Source organism: Thermogutta sp., from assembly GCF_039793925.1.
Classification (GTDB): domain Bacteria; phylum Planctomycetota; class Planctomycetia; order Pirellulales; family Thermoguttaceae; genus Thermogutta.
This window is the reverse complement of record NZ_JBAMME010000316.1, coordinates 48,392-64,230: the sequence shown is the minus strand read 5'-3', so window position 1 is coordinate 64,230 and position 15,839 is coordinate 48,392. Positions and strand designations below refer to the sequence as shown.

10 protein-coding genes are annotated in these 15,839 nt (G+C 56.0%); 6 read left to right on the top strand and 4 right to left on the bottom strand.

Going from position 1 to position 15,839, the window contains the following annotated elements; genetic code table 11:
• Nucleotides 1–8 precede the first annotated feature (8 nt).
• From ABJK56_RS17305 to ABJK56_RS17285, 5 genes are all read left to right on the top strand, one after another.
• Nucleotides 9–1,400 (top strand): Gfo/Idh/MocA family oxidoreductase, encoded by a 1,392-nt coding sequence (locus ABJK56_RS17305; RefSeq protein WP_347245934.1) that lies wholly within the window; start codon nucleotides 9–11, stop codon nucleotides 1,398–1,400.
• 1,196 nt (nucleotides 1,401–2,596) lie between these two features.
• A complete protein-coding gene (locus ABJK56_RS17300; RefSeq protein WP_347245933.1) occupies nucleotides 2,597–3,676 on the top strand; it encodes a hypothetical protein in 1,080 nt (359 codons plus the stop codon).
• Between the two features lie 229 nt (nucleotides 3,677–3,905).
• Nucleotides 3,906–4,586, top strand: a complete 681-nt coding sequence (locus ABJK56_RS17295; protein WP_347245932.1) for a VWA domain-containing protein — start codon at nucleotides 3,906–3,908, stop codon at nucleotides 4,584–4,586.
• Nucleotides 4,587–4,630: 44 nt separating this feature from the next.
• Nucleotides 4,631–5,383 carry a PP2C family serine/threonine-protein phosphatase gene (locus ABJK56_RS17290; protein WP_347245931.1) on the top strand — a complete coding sequence of 251 codons (753 nt, stop codon included), beginning with the start codon at nucleotides 4,631–4,633 and terminating at the stop codon, nucleotides 5,381–5,383.
• A gap of 662 nt (nucleotides 5,384–6,045) precedes the next feature.
• Nucleotides 6,046–6,528 (top strand): dual specificity protein phosphatase family protein, encoded by a 483-nt coding sequence (locus ABJK56_RS17285; RefSeq protein WP_347245930.1) that lies wholly within the window; start codon nucleotides 6,046–6,048, stop codon nucleotides 6,526–6,528.
• Nucleotides 6,529–6,638: 110 nt separating this feature from the next.
• On the opposite strand, the gene top6B is transcribed toward ABJK56_RS17285, so the two are convergent.
• Nucleotides 6,639–8,726 carry a DNA topoisomerase VI subunit B gene (top6B, locus tag ABJK56_RS17280; protein WP_347245929.1) on the bottom strand — a complete coding sequence of 696 codons (2,088 nt, stop codon included), beginning with the start codon at nucleotides 8,724–8,726 and terminating at the stop codon, nucleotides 6,639–6,641.
• A gap of 766 nt (nucleotides 8,727–9,492) precedes the next feature.
• On the opposite strand from top6B, the gene ABJK56_RS17275 reads away from it, so the two are divergent.
• Entirely contained in the window at nucleotides 9,493–9,870 is a 378-nt protein-coding gene (locus tag ABJK56_RS17275) for a hypothetical protein (RefSeq protein ID WP_347245928.1), read from the top strand.
• A gap of 109 nt (nucleotides 9,871–9,979) precedes the next feature.
• Here ABJK56_RS17275 and ABJK56_RS17270 read toward each other — a convergent pair whose 3' ends face one another.
• The 3 genes from ABJK56_RS17270 to ABJK56_RS17260 all read right to left on the bottom strand — a co-directional run bounded on the left by ABJK56_RS17270 (nucleotide 9,980) and on the right by ABJK56_RS17260 (nucleotide 15,709).
• On the bottom strand, nucleotides 9,980–11,827 hold the full coding sequence (locus ABJK56_RS17270; protein WP_347245927.1) for an NADH-dependent [FeFe] hydrogenase, group A6: 1,848 nt from the start codon (nucleotides 11,825–11,827) through the stop codon (nucleotides 9,980–9,982).
• The gene (locus tag ABJK56_RS17265) at nucleotides 11,828–14,977 is read right to left on the bottom strand and encodes an FAD-dependent oxidoreductase (protein ID WP_347245926.1); all 3,150 of its coding nucleotides are present in this window, start codon (nucleotides 14,975–14,977) and stop codon (nucleotides 11,828–11,830) included.
• A 192-nt stretch (nucleotides 14,978–15,169) separates the two neighbouring features.
• Nucleotides 15,170–15,709, bottom strand: a complete 540-nt coding sequence (locus ABJK56_RS17260) for an NAD(P)H-dependent oxidoreductase subunit E (protein ID WP_347245925.1) — start codon at nucleotides 15,707–15,709, stop codon at nucleotides 15,170–15,172.
• Between the last annotated feature and the right edge of the window lie 130 nt (nucleotides 15,710–15,839).

Here is a 15,839-nt window from a genome sequence, read left to right as displayed (position 1 = left end):
GGTGAGCTATGCCGTCCGAACAAACTGGCAAAAATCAGGTGAGTTCACGCACCACTCGCCGGGAATTTCTCCGCCATGGTGCCGCAGCAACCGCCAGTGGAGGATGGACACTGCTTCCCCGAGCAACCTCCGTAGCCGAAACTCCGGCCAACGAACGGGTGGTACTCGCCATCGTGGGTTGTGGAGGTCGTGGGAGTGCTTTGGCCGGCGGCTTTCTGGAACGGGGCGATTGCCGGATCGCCTATGTCTGTGACCCCTTTTTACCCCGTGCCGAAGCCCTGGCCAAAACAGTGGCCCAGGCGCAGGGAACGGCTCCCAAGATCGTCGATGATCTCCGCAAGACCCTGGACGATAAGAGTGTGGATGCCGTTGTGTCGGCCACACCGGATCACTGGCACGCGTTGAGCACAGTTTGGGCGTGTCAGGCAGGTAAGGACGTCTATGTCGAAAAGCCGGTGTCCCACAGCATCTGGGAAGCCCGCAAGATGGTCGAGGCGGCTCGAAAATATCAGCGTGTGGTCCAGATCGGCACCCAGAATCGGAGCGCCCCCTACAATTTTGACGCAAAGGAGTACATCAGTTCAGGAAAGTTGGGACGCATTCACCTGTGCCGGATTTACAATCAAAAATTCTGGGGGAATTTCCCGCCGAAGCCTGACACTGATCCACCGCCTGGTCTCAATTGGGACATCTGGAATGGCCCCGCCCCCGAAGCCCGATACAACTTCAACTATCAGTACAACTGGCATCATTTCTGGAGGTACTCTGGCGGCGATATTGCTAACGATGCCAGCCATCAGATCGACCTCGCCCGATGGTTGTTAGGCGTTGGCTGTCCGAAGACGGTGTACTCCGTGGGCGGAAGGTTCGATAGCGAGGGGGCTGCGGAGACACCGGATACGCAGATCGCCGTGTATGAGTACGACGGGCTCCTGGTGACCTTTGAACTCACCCTCTACACTCCCTACATGTTGAAAATTGATCCTGAAATCCGCAACAGCGACATGTTTCCCTACTGGCCGCAGTGCGCCACCCGCATCGAAATCTACGGTTCGGAGGGTGTCATGTATGTCGGTCGTCACGGAGGCGGTTGGCAGGTCTTCGAACGGCCGAAGTCACGTCAACCGGTTGTGACGGCCCAGCGTTATGGGCGATTCCCAGATCCAGAACACAAGGCCAACTTCATTGAATGCATCAAGTCGCGCAAACTGCCCAATGCAGACGTGGAAGAAGGATACCGCAGCGGTCTTCTCATTCACTACGCGAATATCAGCCTTCGATTGGGTGGTGTGAAGATCGTCCTTGATCCTCACAAAGAGCTTCCGGTGGAACCTGCCGAAGCCCACTCGCTCATCAAACGCGAGTACCGCCCGCCGTACATCATCCCCGAAAACGTGTGATCTGATTGGCCACACTTCAAAACTGTTGCACACGCTGACTACTCCTCCGGGTGGCCAAATATTGTGGCTGAACTGACAGGCAAAGAATTGGAAACCTGGACCCGTTCAGCAGAAGCAAATAATCAGGTGGCTGTGCTAGACAGTCACCGCAGACCGGGCGTAACAAACGCGTCCCCCCGAAAACCCTCGGACGGACATACCCGTAATCCCCGCATTTCAATTCACACCAAAGGGAAACCCTTTCTGCCCCGTTGACTTCTCTACCATACGAAAACAAAATCACTGGGGAGTCCGTCTGGCTTGAAAGCGCATTTTTGGCGATTCGTCAAGGGGCTAGCGTGATGTATGACACAAAGCCGGAAGACTTAAAACGTGTGCTGCGAACACATAAGATTCTGGCCGATACAAGCTTCCTACTCCAAAAGGGCTTTGCATCCTTTATCGATCAATATCGGGAGATCTTATCTTCAAATCCTATTCTGGTGCCGAAGAGGGTATTAGAAGAGCTAATCATTTTGCGACAGAAAAGACGCGAGCTTGTGAGCCGAATCAACGACACCCTCGAGCTACTGAATCGGAATCAATCGCTAATTGACATTCGCGGAGAGCCCAGCGACTCCCATTGTACGGTGGACCAGGTCCTATCCCGTGTTGTGGAGCAGCACATAGGTCGTGTTAATCTGCTTATCCTAACGAATGATCGAGCGCTCGCAAATTGGCTTTATGGGAAAAAACGATCTCCATGTTTTCGAACTAACTCATCGTTATTGGTCGCCTTTTTCCCACGGGGTGCCACTTCGCCTAAGATTTGGAGAGACACACAAGATGCCTTCGCATTTCAAAGCCGTGACCCAGGGGATGGGTGGTGTGTTGCCCCCTTCGCACTCCCAAAGGACCTTGCCCCGGACTTAGAAACCCCGCTCGTTTGCAAAATTCGCCTTTCGCCAGGTGACTTTGTCCAGACTCGAGACGGCACAAGGGTTCAATTAGCCGCCGAACTGGCTTCCGGCGGTGAGGGAACAGTTTTTCAGACAAATCAAACCGGGTTGGTGTGCAAGATCTACCACGAGCAAAAGCTGACTGTGGGAAAGAAGAATAAGGTTGAGTTAATGACGACGCGGCGAATACCCGACTCAACCATTTGTTGGCCGACAGAGCCGGTCTACGATGCCGGCGGAGTCTTTCGGGGATTCTTGATGCCGGAGGCCCGAGGTGAGCCCCTTGCCCGAGGACTTTTTATTCCGAAGGCATGGCTACAGAAACATCCTAGTTGGACTCGCCGGGAATCTGTTCGACTGGCTCTTACCATACTAAAAAAGATCAAGAATATCCATACAATTAACGTTTTGCTAGGAGACATTAATCCATTTAACATCTTAGTGGTTGATCCAGACACAGTGTATTTCGTGGACTGCGACAGCTATCAGGTTGAGGGATTTCCGTGTCCGGTAGGCTCAATCAATTTCGTGGCTCCGGAGATTCAAGGCAAAGATTTTCGCCAATTTCTGCGTACGCTCGAGCATGAATTGTTTGCCGTGGCGACGCTTCTTTTTATGATTATGGTCCCGGGTAAATCTCCATACAGTCACCAAGGTGGCACGGATGGGGCAGATAATATCCGAAAAATGCATTTCCCTTATCCTTTTAAAACAAGAAGGGCCGAAAACATCGCCATGGGTCCGTGGCGATTCTGTTGGTCGCATCTAAGTCCGAAGTTGAAAGAGGCATTCTATCGTTCTTTCCATAAGGACTATCGTAATTGTCCAAGAGTCACGGTTGACGAATGGATAAGATTATTTGAGCAGTACAAGAAGATACTGGACAATCCGCAAAACGTCTTTAAAGGGCCGCGTCCTCAGCTAAAGCGGTTCGATCTCGATATTCTGCCCCAGAACTACTATTACACGGAAAAGAATGGCACAATTGTTCCCAAGCCGCTTCCGCCGGATGGCAAAACAGATTTGATTCTTCAACGCGAGTTCATGCTCTCTGCTGTGCTGGGGCATTCTCCCAGCACGAAGAAACAACCTGCACAAACTATAGCGTCAAGGCCGCGTACGCCATCGCAGTTTCCTACGGCATCGCAGGTTCCAAAGAAAATTCGGCATCCACGAACTAGCCCATCTGTTCAGAAACAAAAACAAGGGGGGTGGGGCTACACGATTGGCGGGGGAATCGTTGGAGCCATAGTGGGAAGCTTTGGAGGGCCCGTCGGGATGTTAGTGGGCGGGATCATCGGTGCTGTGATTGGGCGTTCCATTGACCAGGATAACTAGCAGATTGCCAATCTAATGATTTAGAGGATGTTTCCGGCAGGCCTGTGAAGTCGGTAGTCATTTTAATGAGCTTGACGTCCTGACCCATATCCCAGGGGGATTTGACCAAGTGCACAGGTATGCGCGACAAGTTAGATCAGTGGTGCGATAATGGCCGGGTTGGGAATTAACGCTCTTCTCCGCACAATGTGGCAGTTTGGATTTGCCATTCCATGAAGGGAGGAAAAAGATGAGCAGAGACTTAGTGGTGCAGATTCAGGATTTACTGGAAAACCCAACGCATCGTGTACCCATTGCACTTTGCTTGGACGTGTCAGGATCCATGGCAGGTGAGCCAATTGAGGAGCTCAACCGGGGAGTGCGGCTTTTTCTGGACAGTCTTCGAGAAGACCCAATAGCTCGATTCAGTGCTGAGGTCGCCATTGTGACGTTCTCTGACTCGGCAGTCCTTCAATTGGATTTTCAATCTTTAGACCGAATAATAGAACCACCTATCCTCTCTGCGTCTGGACAGACAGATCTTGGTGGTGGTGTGCTACTGGCATTGATGCTTCTTCAGAACAGGAAACACCAGTATCAGCAAGCCGGGGTTGACTATTTCCAGCCATGGCTCGTCTTGATGACCGACGGGCAACCCACGACTGAGGAGCATCCCAAGGCGGCTGAAGAAGTTCGCAAATTGGAAAGAGAAGGACGCCTCGTCGTTTTTCCGATCGGCATTGGCCCAAATGCCGACATGGCAGTGCTCGCCATGTTTTCTGAGAAGCGACGCCCGTTGCGTCTTCGCGGACTGAATTTTCGAGAGTTTTTCGCCTGGCTGTCTAAATCCGTTGTTCGCGTTTCCCAATCTCGCCCGGGTGAAAAGATTACGCTGGACCTTGACGGTATTAAGGGCTGGGCAGAACTATGAGTTCGGCGAGCCGGTCCCATGTTTGGCTGTACGCTGGAGCAAGCGTGCCAGGGGTTGTTCACGAGCAGACAGGAAAATTGTGTGAGGATGTCTGGGCAGTTGAAGTTCGGCCATCCGAAGCACCCGAGGTGTTCGCCATAGCACTCTCCGACGGGGCGGGCGGGGCCCGGTTTGGTCACCTGGGTGCGCTACTAAGTGTCAAGTGGGCTAGTAGAACACTTGTTGAGGAATTCAAGGAGTTGATGGCAGCGGATGCCCTTGAGGCACGCCTGCGTTTCGTTGGTAGGCTGCGCCGTATTCTACTCCGACGAGCACGAAAGGCACGGGAGAATTTACGCGAGTTTGCGTGCACCCTCATCGCGTTAGCCGTAGATTCCGCTGGTCAGTGGATAATGTTTCACATCGGAGACGGGGGAGTGGTGGCCCAAGTGGATGACGAATTAACTATCCTTTCTGCGCCTCAAAAAGGTGAGTTCGTGAATCAAACTTTTTTCGTTACCGATGACGACTCCGTTCAGCATGTACATTTACTCCGTCATCAACCTGGCACTACAGAGCCTCTCCCACGTGCATTTGCCCTCTTCACCGATGGTATAGAGAATTTGCTGATTAACGAGAAGAATGGCAAAGTAGCTCCGGTTTTCACAAAGCTCTTCGACTGGACTCGAACCTTGCCAAAGGATGTGGTAGAAAAGGCTATTTACGAGAACTTGCATGATGTATTTCGGCCCCGGTCAAGTACGGGGGACGATTGTACGCTGGTGGTGCTCGTGCGCAGGTCGCTGGACACGGAATGACTATTACTTCATAGAGAGTATATAACTTCCGCGGTTGCAAGATTGGTTGCCCTATGGGCACCATAGAGTACCCGCTTGGGCTTCACTGTTACCGCCTTTTCGCAAGTTTGAAAGATGCAGAAAAGGGTAAATTTTAGGCCCTCTCCTTTTCTTTGGAGACGAGAGTAGTTGTTCACCCCCGTATGGCAGGGCCGTTTGGAAAGCGAAAAGATCCTCGGCGGGTCAGAGACTCTCACCTAGTCAGCGGGCGGTTCCGAAACGGCCTCACTGGTTTTTACATCAGAAGTTCTCCGCCCCCTTCACCTGCCCATTGATATTTTTGGGCCTCGGGTTACCGCACTCGTTCTCATCGCCAATTCTTTGCCCCGATAATCAAGAGTGTTCGTCCGCCAAGGATGAAACTCAAAATAACTCAACGTCCGTTGAATCAACACACGTGCGTCCGGAAGGCCATCCCAGAGGCCCCAAGCAACATGGAAAGATGGTGGGCGCGCCCACAGCCGCCACAGTGGACCATTTTCCACCCATTATCTATTATGGGGTGAGGGGAACTCTCTCTATGGAATACCTGAGAGCAAAGGGTGCTCGCTCGTAACCCCTTATGGTGAGCCGTTTGGGAAGCCTTCAAAACCCTCCTTTTTTGGCCTGGCGCATTAAAACCTATGGTGATCGATCAAATTCTGGACAATCTGTTTGTGGGTTCGTCTCCGGTTGATTACAACGACGTGGAATCCCTGAAGCGGGCAGGGGTCACGGCCGTGCTGAACCTCCAGACTGACGAGGATATCGCCTCTCGTGATATTCAACGGTCGGCTATTGAGATGGCGTATCGCCGGGCAGGGATTAAGGAGCTACGGGAACCAATCCGCGACTTCGATTACGACCACCTCCGGGCCCGGCTACCGGAGGTTGTGGAAGTGTTACGACGGTTGCTCCAGAGCGGCCACAAAGTCTTTGTCCATTGCACCGCCGGGATGAATCGTTCCCCCACGGTGGTGATCGCCTATCTGCACTGGGTGCTGGGGTGGGACCTGGGTGAGGCCGAGGCTCACGTGTACGCCAAGCATTACTGCTATCCGCTCACGGAGGCCATTGCGTCCCAGCCGGCGCCTGCCTTCGATGAAAGTCCGAGCGAGTCGTCGTGAATCACTTGGCCGTGGTGGACCCGTCCGCTTTGTGGGACACGGTGCACCAACGCGCTGGTCCTAAACTCTTCCCGTCCAAGGCACGATAAGAGGGCCATCCTCAGGCGCAGTTAGAACATTTGCAACTGGACCGGGGATTCCTTCTTCGCAGCGGTCACCACTTCTCCTTCGTTCTCCGGATTCACGATAATGACCGCACCGTCAAACTCCTCTGGCGTCAGATCGTCACGGACGGGACGCCCATGCTCATCCAGCTTGATGTCGGCCTCGGCCGTCACGCGTTTGGCCACCTCCATGAGGTCCCGATATACTTCGTCCCGGTCCACGCCTCGCATTATCGAGACGGCGTTTGCCACCTCTTTGAGATAGCGGAGAAAGATATTCCGTCGTTCGCCCTGCTGGCGGACGCGCAGACGCCGTCTCAGGTACATTCCCAGACGCCTACCGACGGCTTGAAATGCCAGCCGCAACTCTTTCTGAATTTCCGGATAGGCCGCGATGGCCTCCTTCGATTCGCTGGTGAACGGAACCCACACGCTGGCAAAGTGCACAAGGAGCGTCACCGGACCGCTTGGCAGGGAGTTGCGCGACTGGCTCAACCCGTAGGGTCGCCAATTCGTGCTCATTACTGTCTGCGTGATTGCGCAGGCTCCGGCCTGGAAGAGAAGCGGCACGCGGTTGGCATAGCGGAGCACGGTCATGGTCTGCCCTTCTGTGAGGTTGACGCTTTGCAGCGCCTCACAGAGTTGCTGACGCTCCCTGGCCTTGAGCTTGGCAGGAGACATGCGCGCTTTCAAGCGTGCCTGCTGAAGAATTTTGTCCGCACCCTCGGCACTGATGCCATCGAACGTCGTGGTCAAGAACTGCCGGAGTGTTCGCGCGTCGGTTTCGGCGAGCAGTTCCTCCAGAGTCTCCAACGAGACCCGGTAAGTGGCGGGAGCTCCACCGTAGGCCAGGCCGACTTCCACCTGGAATGGGTTCCCGCGATACACTGCCGGGGGACGCGTGACGGCTGTGTAAAACTCACCGGGAACCAGTTGTCGCAGTCCCCGCAGGATGAGTTCTTCCCCGATGGGTGAAAGACAATCCGTGGCCGGTGATTGGATCTTTGTCGTTTGCAGGGCCTGGAATAGCGTCTCCGCCTCGTGACGACTGACTCGCCGCGGATTGGCACGGCTACTCAAGCCTGCCGTTTCCAAAATCTTTTGCGCCACCGCAGGGCTGACCCGCGAAAAGGAATCCGTCAAAAAGCCGCTCAGCGTGTTCGCCTTCGTATCCTTGAGCATCGTTACCAGCCAGCCCAATTCCACACCGTAAGGATGAGGTTTAATTTCCTTGGGCTCGGGCGGCAACTGCTCCGCAACCCGTGGAAAGTCCCGGGTTTTTCCCTCCGGATCCTGATAGTGGAGTGTCACGTGGGGATTGGCGATGGCCGTCTGGAACAGGTATTCATCAACGCTTCCCCGTCCCCGCTGGTATTTCGCTTCAAGTTCGATGGCCACCAGCGTCCCGTGTTCCACATCATTCCAGGGCAAGCCGAAGGGCTGGAGAAACTCACCAATATTCTCATTCGCCGGGATATCGACGCCATCCCCTTTGCCGTTGACGATTTCCGGTCGGTTGTTTTTCGTGTCAATTTGAATTTGATAAAAATGGGCAGGCTTCTTGGGACCGGTTTTGGAAACAATGCTCACCGGTTTTCCGGTGGTCAAAAGGCCGTACATACCGGCCGCACTGATGCCAATTCCCTGCTGTCCGCGACTTTGCCGAAGCCGGTGGAATTTCGAACCGTAAAGCAGTTTTCCGAAAATGAGGGGTATTTGCTTTTTGACGATGCCCGGCCCGTTGTCTTGCACGATAACGCGGTAGCGGCTCTCTCCGGTGGGATCGATGCGGACCCACACCTCCGGCAGAACCCCTGCCTCTTCGCACGCATCCAGGGCGTTGTCCACGGCCTCTTTGACGGCCGTCAACAGCGCCTTCCGGGGATTATCAAACCCCAGCAGGTGGCGGTTTTTGGCGAAGAATTCGCTGACCGAGATCTCGCGCTGTTTGGCCGCGAGGGCCTCAGCACTCACCCGAGGGCGCGGTTGCCCATTTCCACCTGCCGTGGACGGAGTCTCGGCACGACCTGCCTGACGCGATTTTTCAATAGTCTGAAGACTCTGCTGTTCTAGTTTTGCGGTAGAAACTCCCATCGCGATCACACGTCCGTGTTGAAAACAAAAACAGGAAAGAAATTCGCATTATAGCGATCGTAACGAGCTATGCCCACAGGAGAGGTGTTTCACAGCCGCGACAAATCCTCAGCCCCCTCGAACTCCTTTTATAAAGTCTCACTGTTTTTGTCCAGAGTGGCCGAATCCTCTATAAAGGAGAACCAGTCCGCAGATGGTATCGCCAGGCAGGTTGCCACTTGTTTCACAATGACACGGACGGACCACACGCAGAAAGGATAGGATGATGAGCGGATCGAGAAATCAACGGATGGGTTTACGTTGGGCGATATGCCTCGCGATCGGTCTGACCACCGGGATGGTGATGGCGTGGGGGACCGCCCTCGCTCACGAACCGGCCCGTTCTGACGCGCGGAATCACAGGGCGGGAGATCTGTTCCCCAGTTACTGGGCGCCGGCCGCACCGGGGGCGATTTCTGCGCCTCTATACGTGGCACCAGTCCCGACGCCCCCGTACGTTGGCCATACCTGGGTTACCTACCAGCCCCTTTATCCCCACGAGTTCCTGTATCCCCATCGAAAGGTAATTGTCAGGAAGAACCCCCAAGGAGGTTGGACGCGGGTGAGTGTTTGCTGGTGGTAAACCTCTTGGCCTGGCAACCTTGCGCCGTCGAGTGCTGAGCAACACAAGCAGAAAACCGACGAGATCAAGGTACCGGCTCCCGGCGATATCTCTACCGCATGCTCGTAGAAGGAACGTCAGCTTGCGTAGATGAGGACAACAACCATGAAAGCAAAGTTATCAGTCACGATCGGTGTGGTGATTGCGCTCACAGCGAGCCTTGCATCGACCGACCTTTTGGCCGGCGAGAACACATTCTTTGGAAAACGGGCCGCCCGTCGCGCCATGTGCACCCCCTGGTACGGGGACTACTACAACGGCGCTTGGGGTGCGCCCGTTGCCGTGGTTGTTCCCCCAACTGCAGAATTTCAAACCCACTGGGGCTGGGGAGTGGGAAACATGCGGGTAACGACCATTGATCACCAATACACTCGCAACTGGCCGGGACCCGCGATGGGCGGTGCTGTTCCTCTGCGTCCCACCCCCGCTTGGCCGCAGGATACCGACCAATTCGGATATTACTATATCCGCGGTCCGTGGTGAGATTTCACCGTGCCTGCCATGACACTCTGCGCCCCCTGGACACGCGCCCAGGGGGATTTTCGGCAGTCCACAACAGGCAACGCGTGAAAGCGAAACGGCTGGGCAAAGGTCAGTTCGGTTCCCGAGTGACATAGCGGGTATGCAGCAGGCGATGCGACATTTCGCCTAGAGGTTGTCCCAGGTATTCCGCATAGAGTTGCTGAATCTGCGGGTTCAGGTGGGACTTGCGAATAGCCTTGTGTTCATCCTCTTTCTTGAGTGCGGCGATTCGGGCAAGGCGAACACGGTTATCGGTGTAGCGGGGTTGACCGCCACCGCCGATGCAGCCGCCCGGGCACGCCATCACCTCCACAAAGTGATATTCTTTTTCCCTTTTTTCGATCACCCGAATTAATCGTTCCGCATTGGCCAGACCGTGGGCCACAGCAACGCGGAGGGTGATTCCTTCCAGGAAACTCCACTCTGGCTTGAGCTGGGTGAGCGGAATCTCGGCCTCCTTGATGCCCTCGAGTCCAGCAAGACCGGGCACGTGGAGATCTGGGGCAGGAAGCTGCCGGCCGGTAATCAACTCGTACACCGTTCGTAAGGCAGCTTCCATGACTCCACCTGTATGTCCAAAAATATCGCCCGCACCGCTAGAGAGCCCTAACGGGGCATCCATCTCTTCCTCCGGGAGGGATGCAAAATCGATACCGGCCACTCGGATCATTCTCGCAAGTTCCCGGGTGGTCAACACGGCGTCCACGTCGCGGGTGCCGCTGGCCGTCATTTCCGGGCGGGCTGCCTCAAACTTCTTGGCCGTACACGGCATTACAGAAACAACAAAAATGTCGTCAGGTCGCTTTCCCAGCTTGTTTGCATAATACGTTTTGGCTATTGCACCGAACATCTGCTGCGGCGATTTGCAGGTCGATAAATTCCCCAGAAGTTCATGATGGAAAAACTCCATGTACTGGATCCATCCCGGGGAACAACTCGTGAACATCGGGAGCCGGACATCCCCGCCCTCCGCAAACTTTTTACGAAGCCGCGTAAGAAACTCGGTCCCCTCCTCCAGAATGGTAAGATCTGCGGCAAAATTCGTGTCAAAAACCGCATCGAATCCCAGGCGGCGCAGCGCCGCCACCATCTTACCGGTGACGAGTGTGCCGGGCGGATATCCAAAGCACTCCCCCAAAGCAGCCCGAATGGCGGGAGCTGTCTGCACGATGACGAAGTTATCGGGGTTATCCAGGGCTGCCCAGACCATCTCCACGTGGTCGCGCTCGGAAATCGCGCCGACCGGGCAAATCGCGGCACACTGTCCGCACTGCACACAGGCCACTGTGGCGAGATCCCTTCCCAAAGCCGGTCCAATGACAGTCTGAAATCCGCGAAATTGTGGAAACAGCGCGCCCACGTTCTGAATTTCATTGCACACGCTCACACACCGCCGGCACTTGATGCATTTACCGCTGTCCCGCACGAGAGCCGGTGTTGATACGTCCAGCCGCTTGCGTGCCCGTTCGCCTCGGTAGCTGATCTCCCGAATCCCCAACTCCGCCGCAAGGGATTGCAGTTCACAATTTCCGTTGCGGTCACACGTCTGGCACTCTCCGTTGTGTTCCGAAAGCAGCAACTCCACCACCGCGGTCCGTGCCCGACGAACCCGGGTTGTATTGGTGTAAATACGCATTCCTTCCCAAACCCGGGTGGCGCAGGAAGCCACCAGATTCCGAACTCCTTCCACCTCGACGACGCAGACCCGGCACGCTCCTATGGGTTTGAGACTTTCCACGAAGCAGAGCGTCGGAATCCGAATCCCGGCCTTCTTGGCGGCACAGAGGATCGTCGTGCCTTCCGGGACTTCCATCTCGTAATCGTTGATGGCAATTCTGACCATGGTTGTGGATTTCTGAGTGGCTGCTTCGGTCACCGCGTTGGAATCCATGGCTTGTCCTATCGGAAGACGTTTCAATCAAATCTCTCCTAACTGGTGTAACACCACCTGATGGGAGTTGCGCTTGCCATAATCGCACCGCAGACAACGTCGCGCCTGTCGGATAGCGACCGGTTCCGGCCAGGGAAGTTCCACTTCGTCGAAGTTGTGGCGACGTCTCTCAACCGGCAGAAGCCGGAGGGGCTCACGGGGCGTGGGGTCTGGCTCAGCCTCAGGGTCAAACGACGTTTCCACGGGATGGGGGTCCCGCCAGAAGGCGTGGTTTTCGCCAGTAAGAAACATGTCGATCCCCACCGCCGCCCGTTCTCCGGCGGCCACTGCCTCCACCACCGAGGCCGGTCCCGTCACGGCATCTCCGCCGGCAAAAATCCACCGCTGCGATGTTTGCCCGGTGACCGGGTCCACGTCGATAAATCCCCGGCTGTTCCTGCGAAGTTCAACATCACCGCAGAGGGCTTCCAGGTCCAGGGTCTGCCCGACGGCCACAAGAATCTGATCCGCAGGAATACAGAAGGCCTCACCGGCTTCTTTGGGCCGACGTCGTCCGGAGCGGTCAAACTCACCCAACTGAACGGGAACACACTTAAGGCCCACCACGCGGCCACCTTCAGTGAGCACCTCAACGGGTGCTGTGAGAAGCTGAAGGCGGACGCCTTCGGCCTCGGCCTCCGTAATCTCTTCCTCATAGGCCGGCATGGCTTCGCGATTCCGCCGATAAACGACCACGACGCTTTCGGCGCCCAAACGAACGGCGGTGCGCGCCGCATCAATAGCCGAGTTGCCTCCACCCACGATCACCACCCGACGCCCCACGGGTACCGACCCGCGAATGTTGTATGTCCGCAAGAAACTGAGCGCGTCCTCCACACCCTGAGCGTTTTCCCCGGGAATATTGAGTTTGGCCCCCTGAGGAGCGCCCACGCCGAGAAACACAGCATCGTAGCCCTGGGCGTGCAAACTGCTGAGTGTGAAATCTCGCCCCAGGGCCATCCCCGTTATGATTTCCACGCCCATCTGCTCGATCATGCGGACCTCTCGGGCGACCACCTCCCTGGGCAACCGATAGGCCGGGATCGCCTGGACGAGCATACCTCCTGGCCGTTGCTCAGCTTCGAAGACCTCCGGACGGTAGCCCAGTCGGGCCAGAAAATACGCGCAGGTCAGTCCCGCGGGTCCCGCTCCGATGATGGCGATTTTTTTCTTGGCATTCTTGGGGTTTTCCCGGATCTCCGGAACTTGCAGCGTCACCTCCTGATCGACCATAAACCGTTTGATCGCGCGGATGGGCACTGGGGCATCCAGTGTGGCGCGGCGGCACTTATCCTCGCACGTGTGGAAACATACCCGCGAGCAGACAGCGGCGAAGGGATTCCGTTCGCGGTGAAGACGAAGCGCTTCGGCGTAACGCCGCTCTGCCACGAGGGCGACGAAGCCGGGAATATCCACATTGGCAGGGCACGCACTTTCACAGGGAGCCGCCACCATCGCTGAGCAAACACCCGCCCGGCAGTGTTTGTCACGAATGTGCTCAACATATTCGGCACCAAAGTGGCGAATGGTGGATAGGACCGGGTTGGAGGCCGTCTGCCCTAAACCGCATAGCGAGGTCTCCTTGACCATTTCGCCGAGCTCGATGAGGCGTTCCACATCCTCCTCTTGTCCCTGGCCATTGCAGATCCGCTCCATGATCTCCAGCATCCGCTTGGTACCCACGCGGCACGGCACGCACTTGCCGCAGGATTCGTCCTGAACAAATTCCAGGAAATATCGGGCGACATCGACCATGCAACTATCGTCGTCCATGACGATCAGCCCACCGGACCCCATGATGGCGCCGAGCTCGGCCAGGGACTCATAGTCCAGAGGAACATTCAGATGCTGTCGGGGAACACACCCGCCAGAAGGCCCCCCAATCTGTGCTGCTTTGAACGGTTTGCCGGAGGCCGTGCCGCCGCCAATGTCGTAGATCAAATCCCCGAGGGGCATCCCAATCGGGACTTCCACGAGCCCCGCATGCTTGATCCCACCGGCCAGCGCGAAGACTTTTGTGCCGCGGCTTTTGGGCGTGCCCCACTGGGCATACCACTCACCCCCGCGAAGAACAATGACCGGGATATTGGCCAGTGTTTCGACGTTGTTCAGCACGGTGGGATGATCCCACAGACCTTTTTCCACAGGAAAAGGCGGTCGCGGACGCGGTTCTCCCCGATTGCCTTCGATTGAGGTTAGAAGAGCGGTCTCTTCTCCGCACACAAAAGCCCCCGAACCCATGCGGATTTCAATGTCGAAGTCAAATCCCAAACCGAGAATATTCTCTCCGAGCAGGCCTGTTTCTCTGGCCTGAGCAATGGCAATGTGGAGGCGTTCCACGGCCAGGGGATATTCCGCCCGCACGTAAACAAAGCCCCGCGACGCTCCAATCGTCGCCGCAGCAATAGCCATTCCCTCGATGACACTATGGGGATCACCTTCTAGAAGGCTGCGGTCCATGAAGGCTCCGGGGTCGCCCTCGTCGGCATTGCAAACAACAAACTTGATGGGATCTGTTTGTCGCCTGGCCGCATCCCATTTTCTCCAGGTGGGAAAGCCAGCTCCTCCCCGACCGCGAAGCCCGGACTGGCGCAATGTCTCGATCACCCCGTCGGGATCGCGCTCCTGGAGCACTTTCGCCAGTGCCTGGTAACCGTCCCGCTCAATGTAGTCTTCGATCCGCGTGGGATCGATCTCCCCGCAGTTACGAAGGACGATTTTCACTTGCCGTTTGAAGAAATCGATCTCCTCGATCCGCGCCACGTGCCTGCCGTCAGGACGGCGGTGCGTGAGTCGCTCCACAATCTTTCCCTGAAGGAAATGTTCCCGTGCGAGCTGGGCGGTGTCCTCCGGACAAACGTGCTCATATACGATGTCCTCGACCATGAGCACGGGTCCGCCGAAGCACGGCCCCATACACCCCGTCCCGATGATCCGCCACTGCTCGCGGATCCCCATCTCCACAAGGTTCTGCTCAAGCGCTTCTTTTGTGCGGAGTGATCCCGAGGCGATGCAACCGGCGCCTGTGCAGATGCGGACTTCCCGGCCACCGTTCTGTTGCCAGGAAGTCCGTTGTGTCCGAAGCTTATCACGCCACTGGCTGAGCTGTTCAACACTTGTGATCCGTGGCCGGTTCATAGGCATGTGACCCGTTGGTGGTTTTTCCCCGAACCGAGACTCCAAAACCGTCGTGAAACTACCTCGTGATGCGGCACATTTCCGGGAAGGATTGTTTGTGGAAGAATCCAAAAGCCGAAGCTTTTTGCTTGATGGTTGTACTTCGGTGCAGGCTTTTGAGGCTGCAGAATCTCCCAAGTTGGCGGAAAATAATCATTTGTCCCCGTTGCGATACTTTCGGAGGAGTTCGCCCAGGCGGGACACCTTGACCCTTTGGTGAACGTCGTTGTCGATCATGATGACGGGAGCAAGACCACACGCACCGAAGCACCGGCCCACGTCCAGGGAGAAACTCCGGTCTGAAGTCGTTTCCCCCACGTCGATCCCCAGTTCCTCCCGCAATGCTGCAAGCACCTGCTTGCCTCCCCGAACGTAACACGCGGTACCCAAACACACCCGGATCATATGCCGCCCGCGAGGCACGGTGTTAAAAAACGAATAGAAGGTCACCACGCCGGTTACCTCGCTGAGGGGCTTGCCGAATGCCCGCGCAATACGCTTTAGAACCGGTTCGGGGAGGTATCCAAAAATCGCTTGAGCCATCTGCAGTACGGGGATAAGCCCCCCCGGCACGTCCCGGTATTGTGCGAGGATGTCGTCAAGCTGGGCAAGCTTTTCTTCTTCGGTGACTTCCGCACAAAGACACCCTGAGGATGCGCCTGGTGCAGGCGTTACAACTCTCTGATCGTCCACGCGAATCCCTCCCGGTGTTTAAGTCCTGCGGCTGTTGCCCGGAAATAACTTGCGTCTCATCTTGAAAAACTTACATCACAATGCCACTTTCGACTAGGAGCGATAATTCAGTTTTTATTTGTCAAATTGG

Coding starts and splice junctions, on each gene's coding strand:
- ABJK56_RS17305 (WP_347245934.1), top strand. CDS start 9: ATGCCGTCCGAACAAACTGGCAAAAATCAGGTGAGTTCACGCACCACT.
- ABJK56_RS17300 (WP_347245933.1), top strand. CDS start 2,597: ATGCCGGAGGCCCGAGGTGAGCCCCTTGCCCGAGGACTTTTTATTCCG.
- ABJK56_RS17295 (WP_347245932.1), top strand. CDS start 3,906: ATGAGCAGAGACTTAGTGGTGCAGATTCAGGATTTACTGGAAAACCCA.
- ABJK56_RS17285 (WP_347245930.1), top strand. CDS start 6,046: ATGGTGATCGATCAAATTCTGGACAATCTGTTTGTGGGTTCGTCTCCG.
- top6B (WP_347245929.1), bottom strand. CDS start 8,726: ATGGGAGTTTCTACCGCAAAACTAGAACAGCAGAGTCTTCAGACTATT.
- ABJK56_RS17275 (WP_347245928.1), top strand. CDS start 9,493: ATGAAAGCAAAGTTATCAGTCACGATCGGTGTGGTGATTGCGCTCACA.
- ABJK56_RS17265 (WP_347245926.1), bottom strand. CDS start 14,977: ATGAACCGGCCACGGATCACAAGTGTTGAACAGCTCAGCCAGTGGCGT.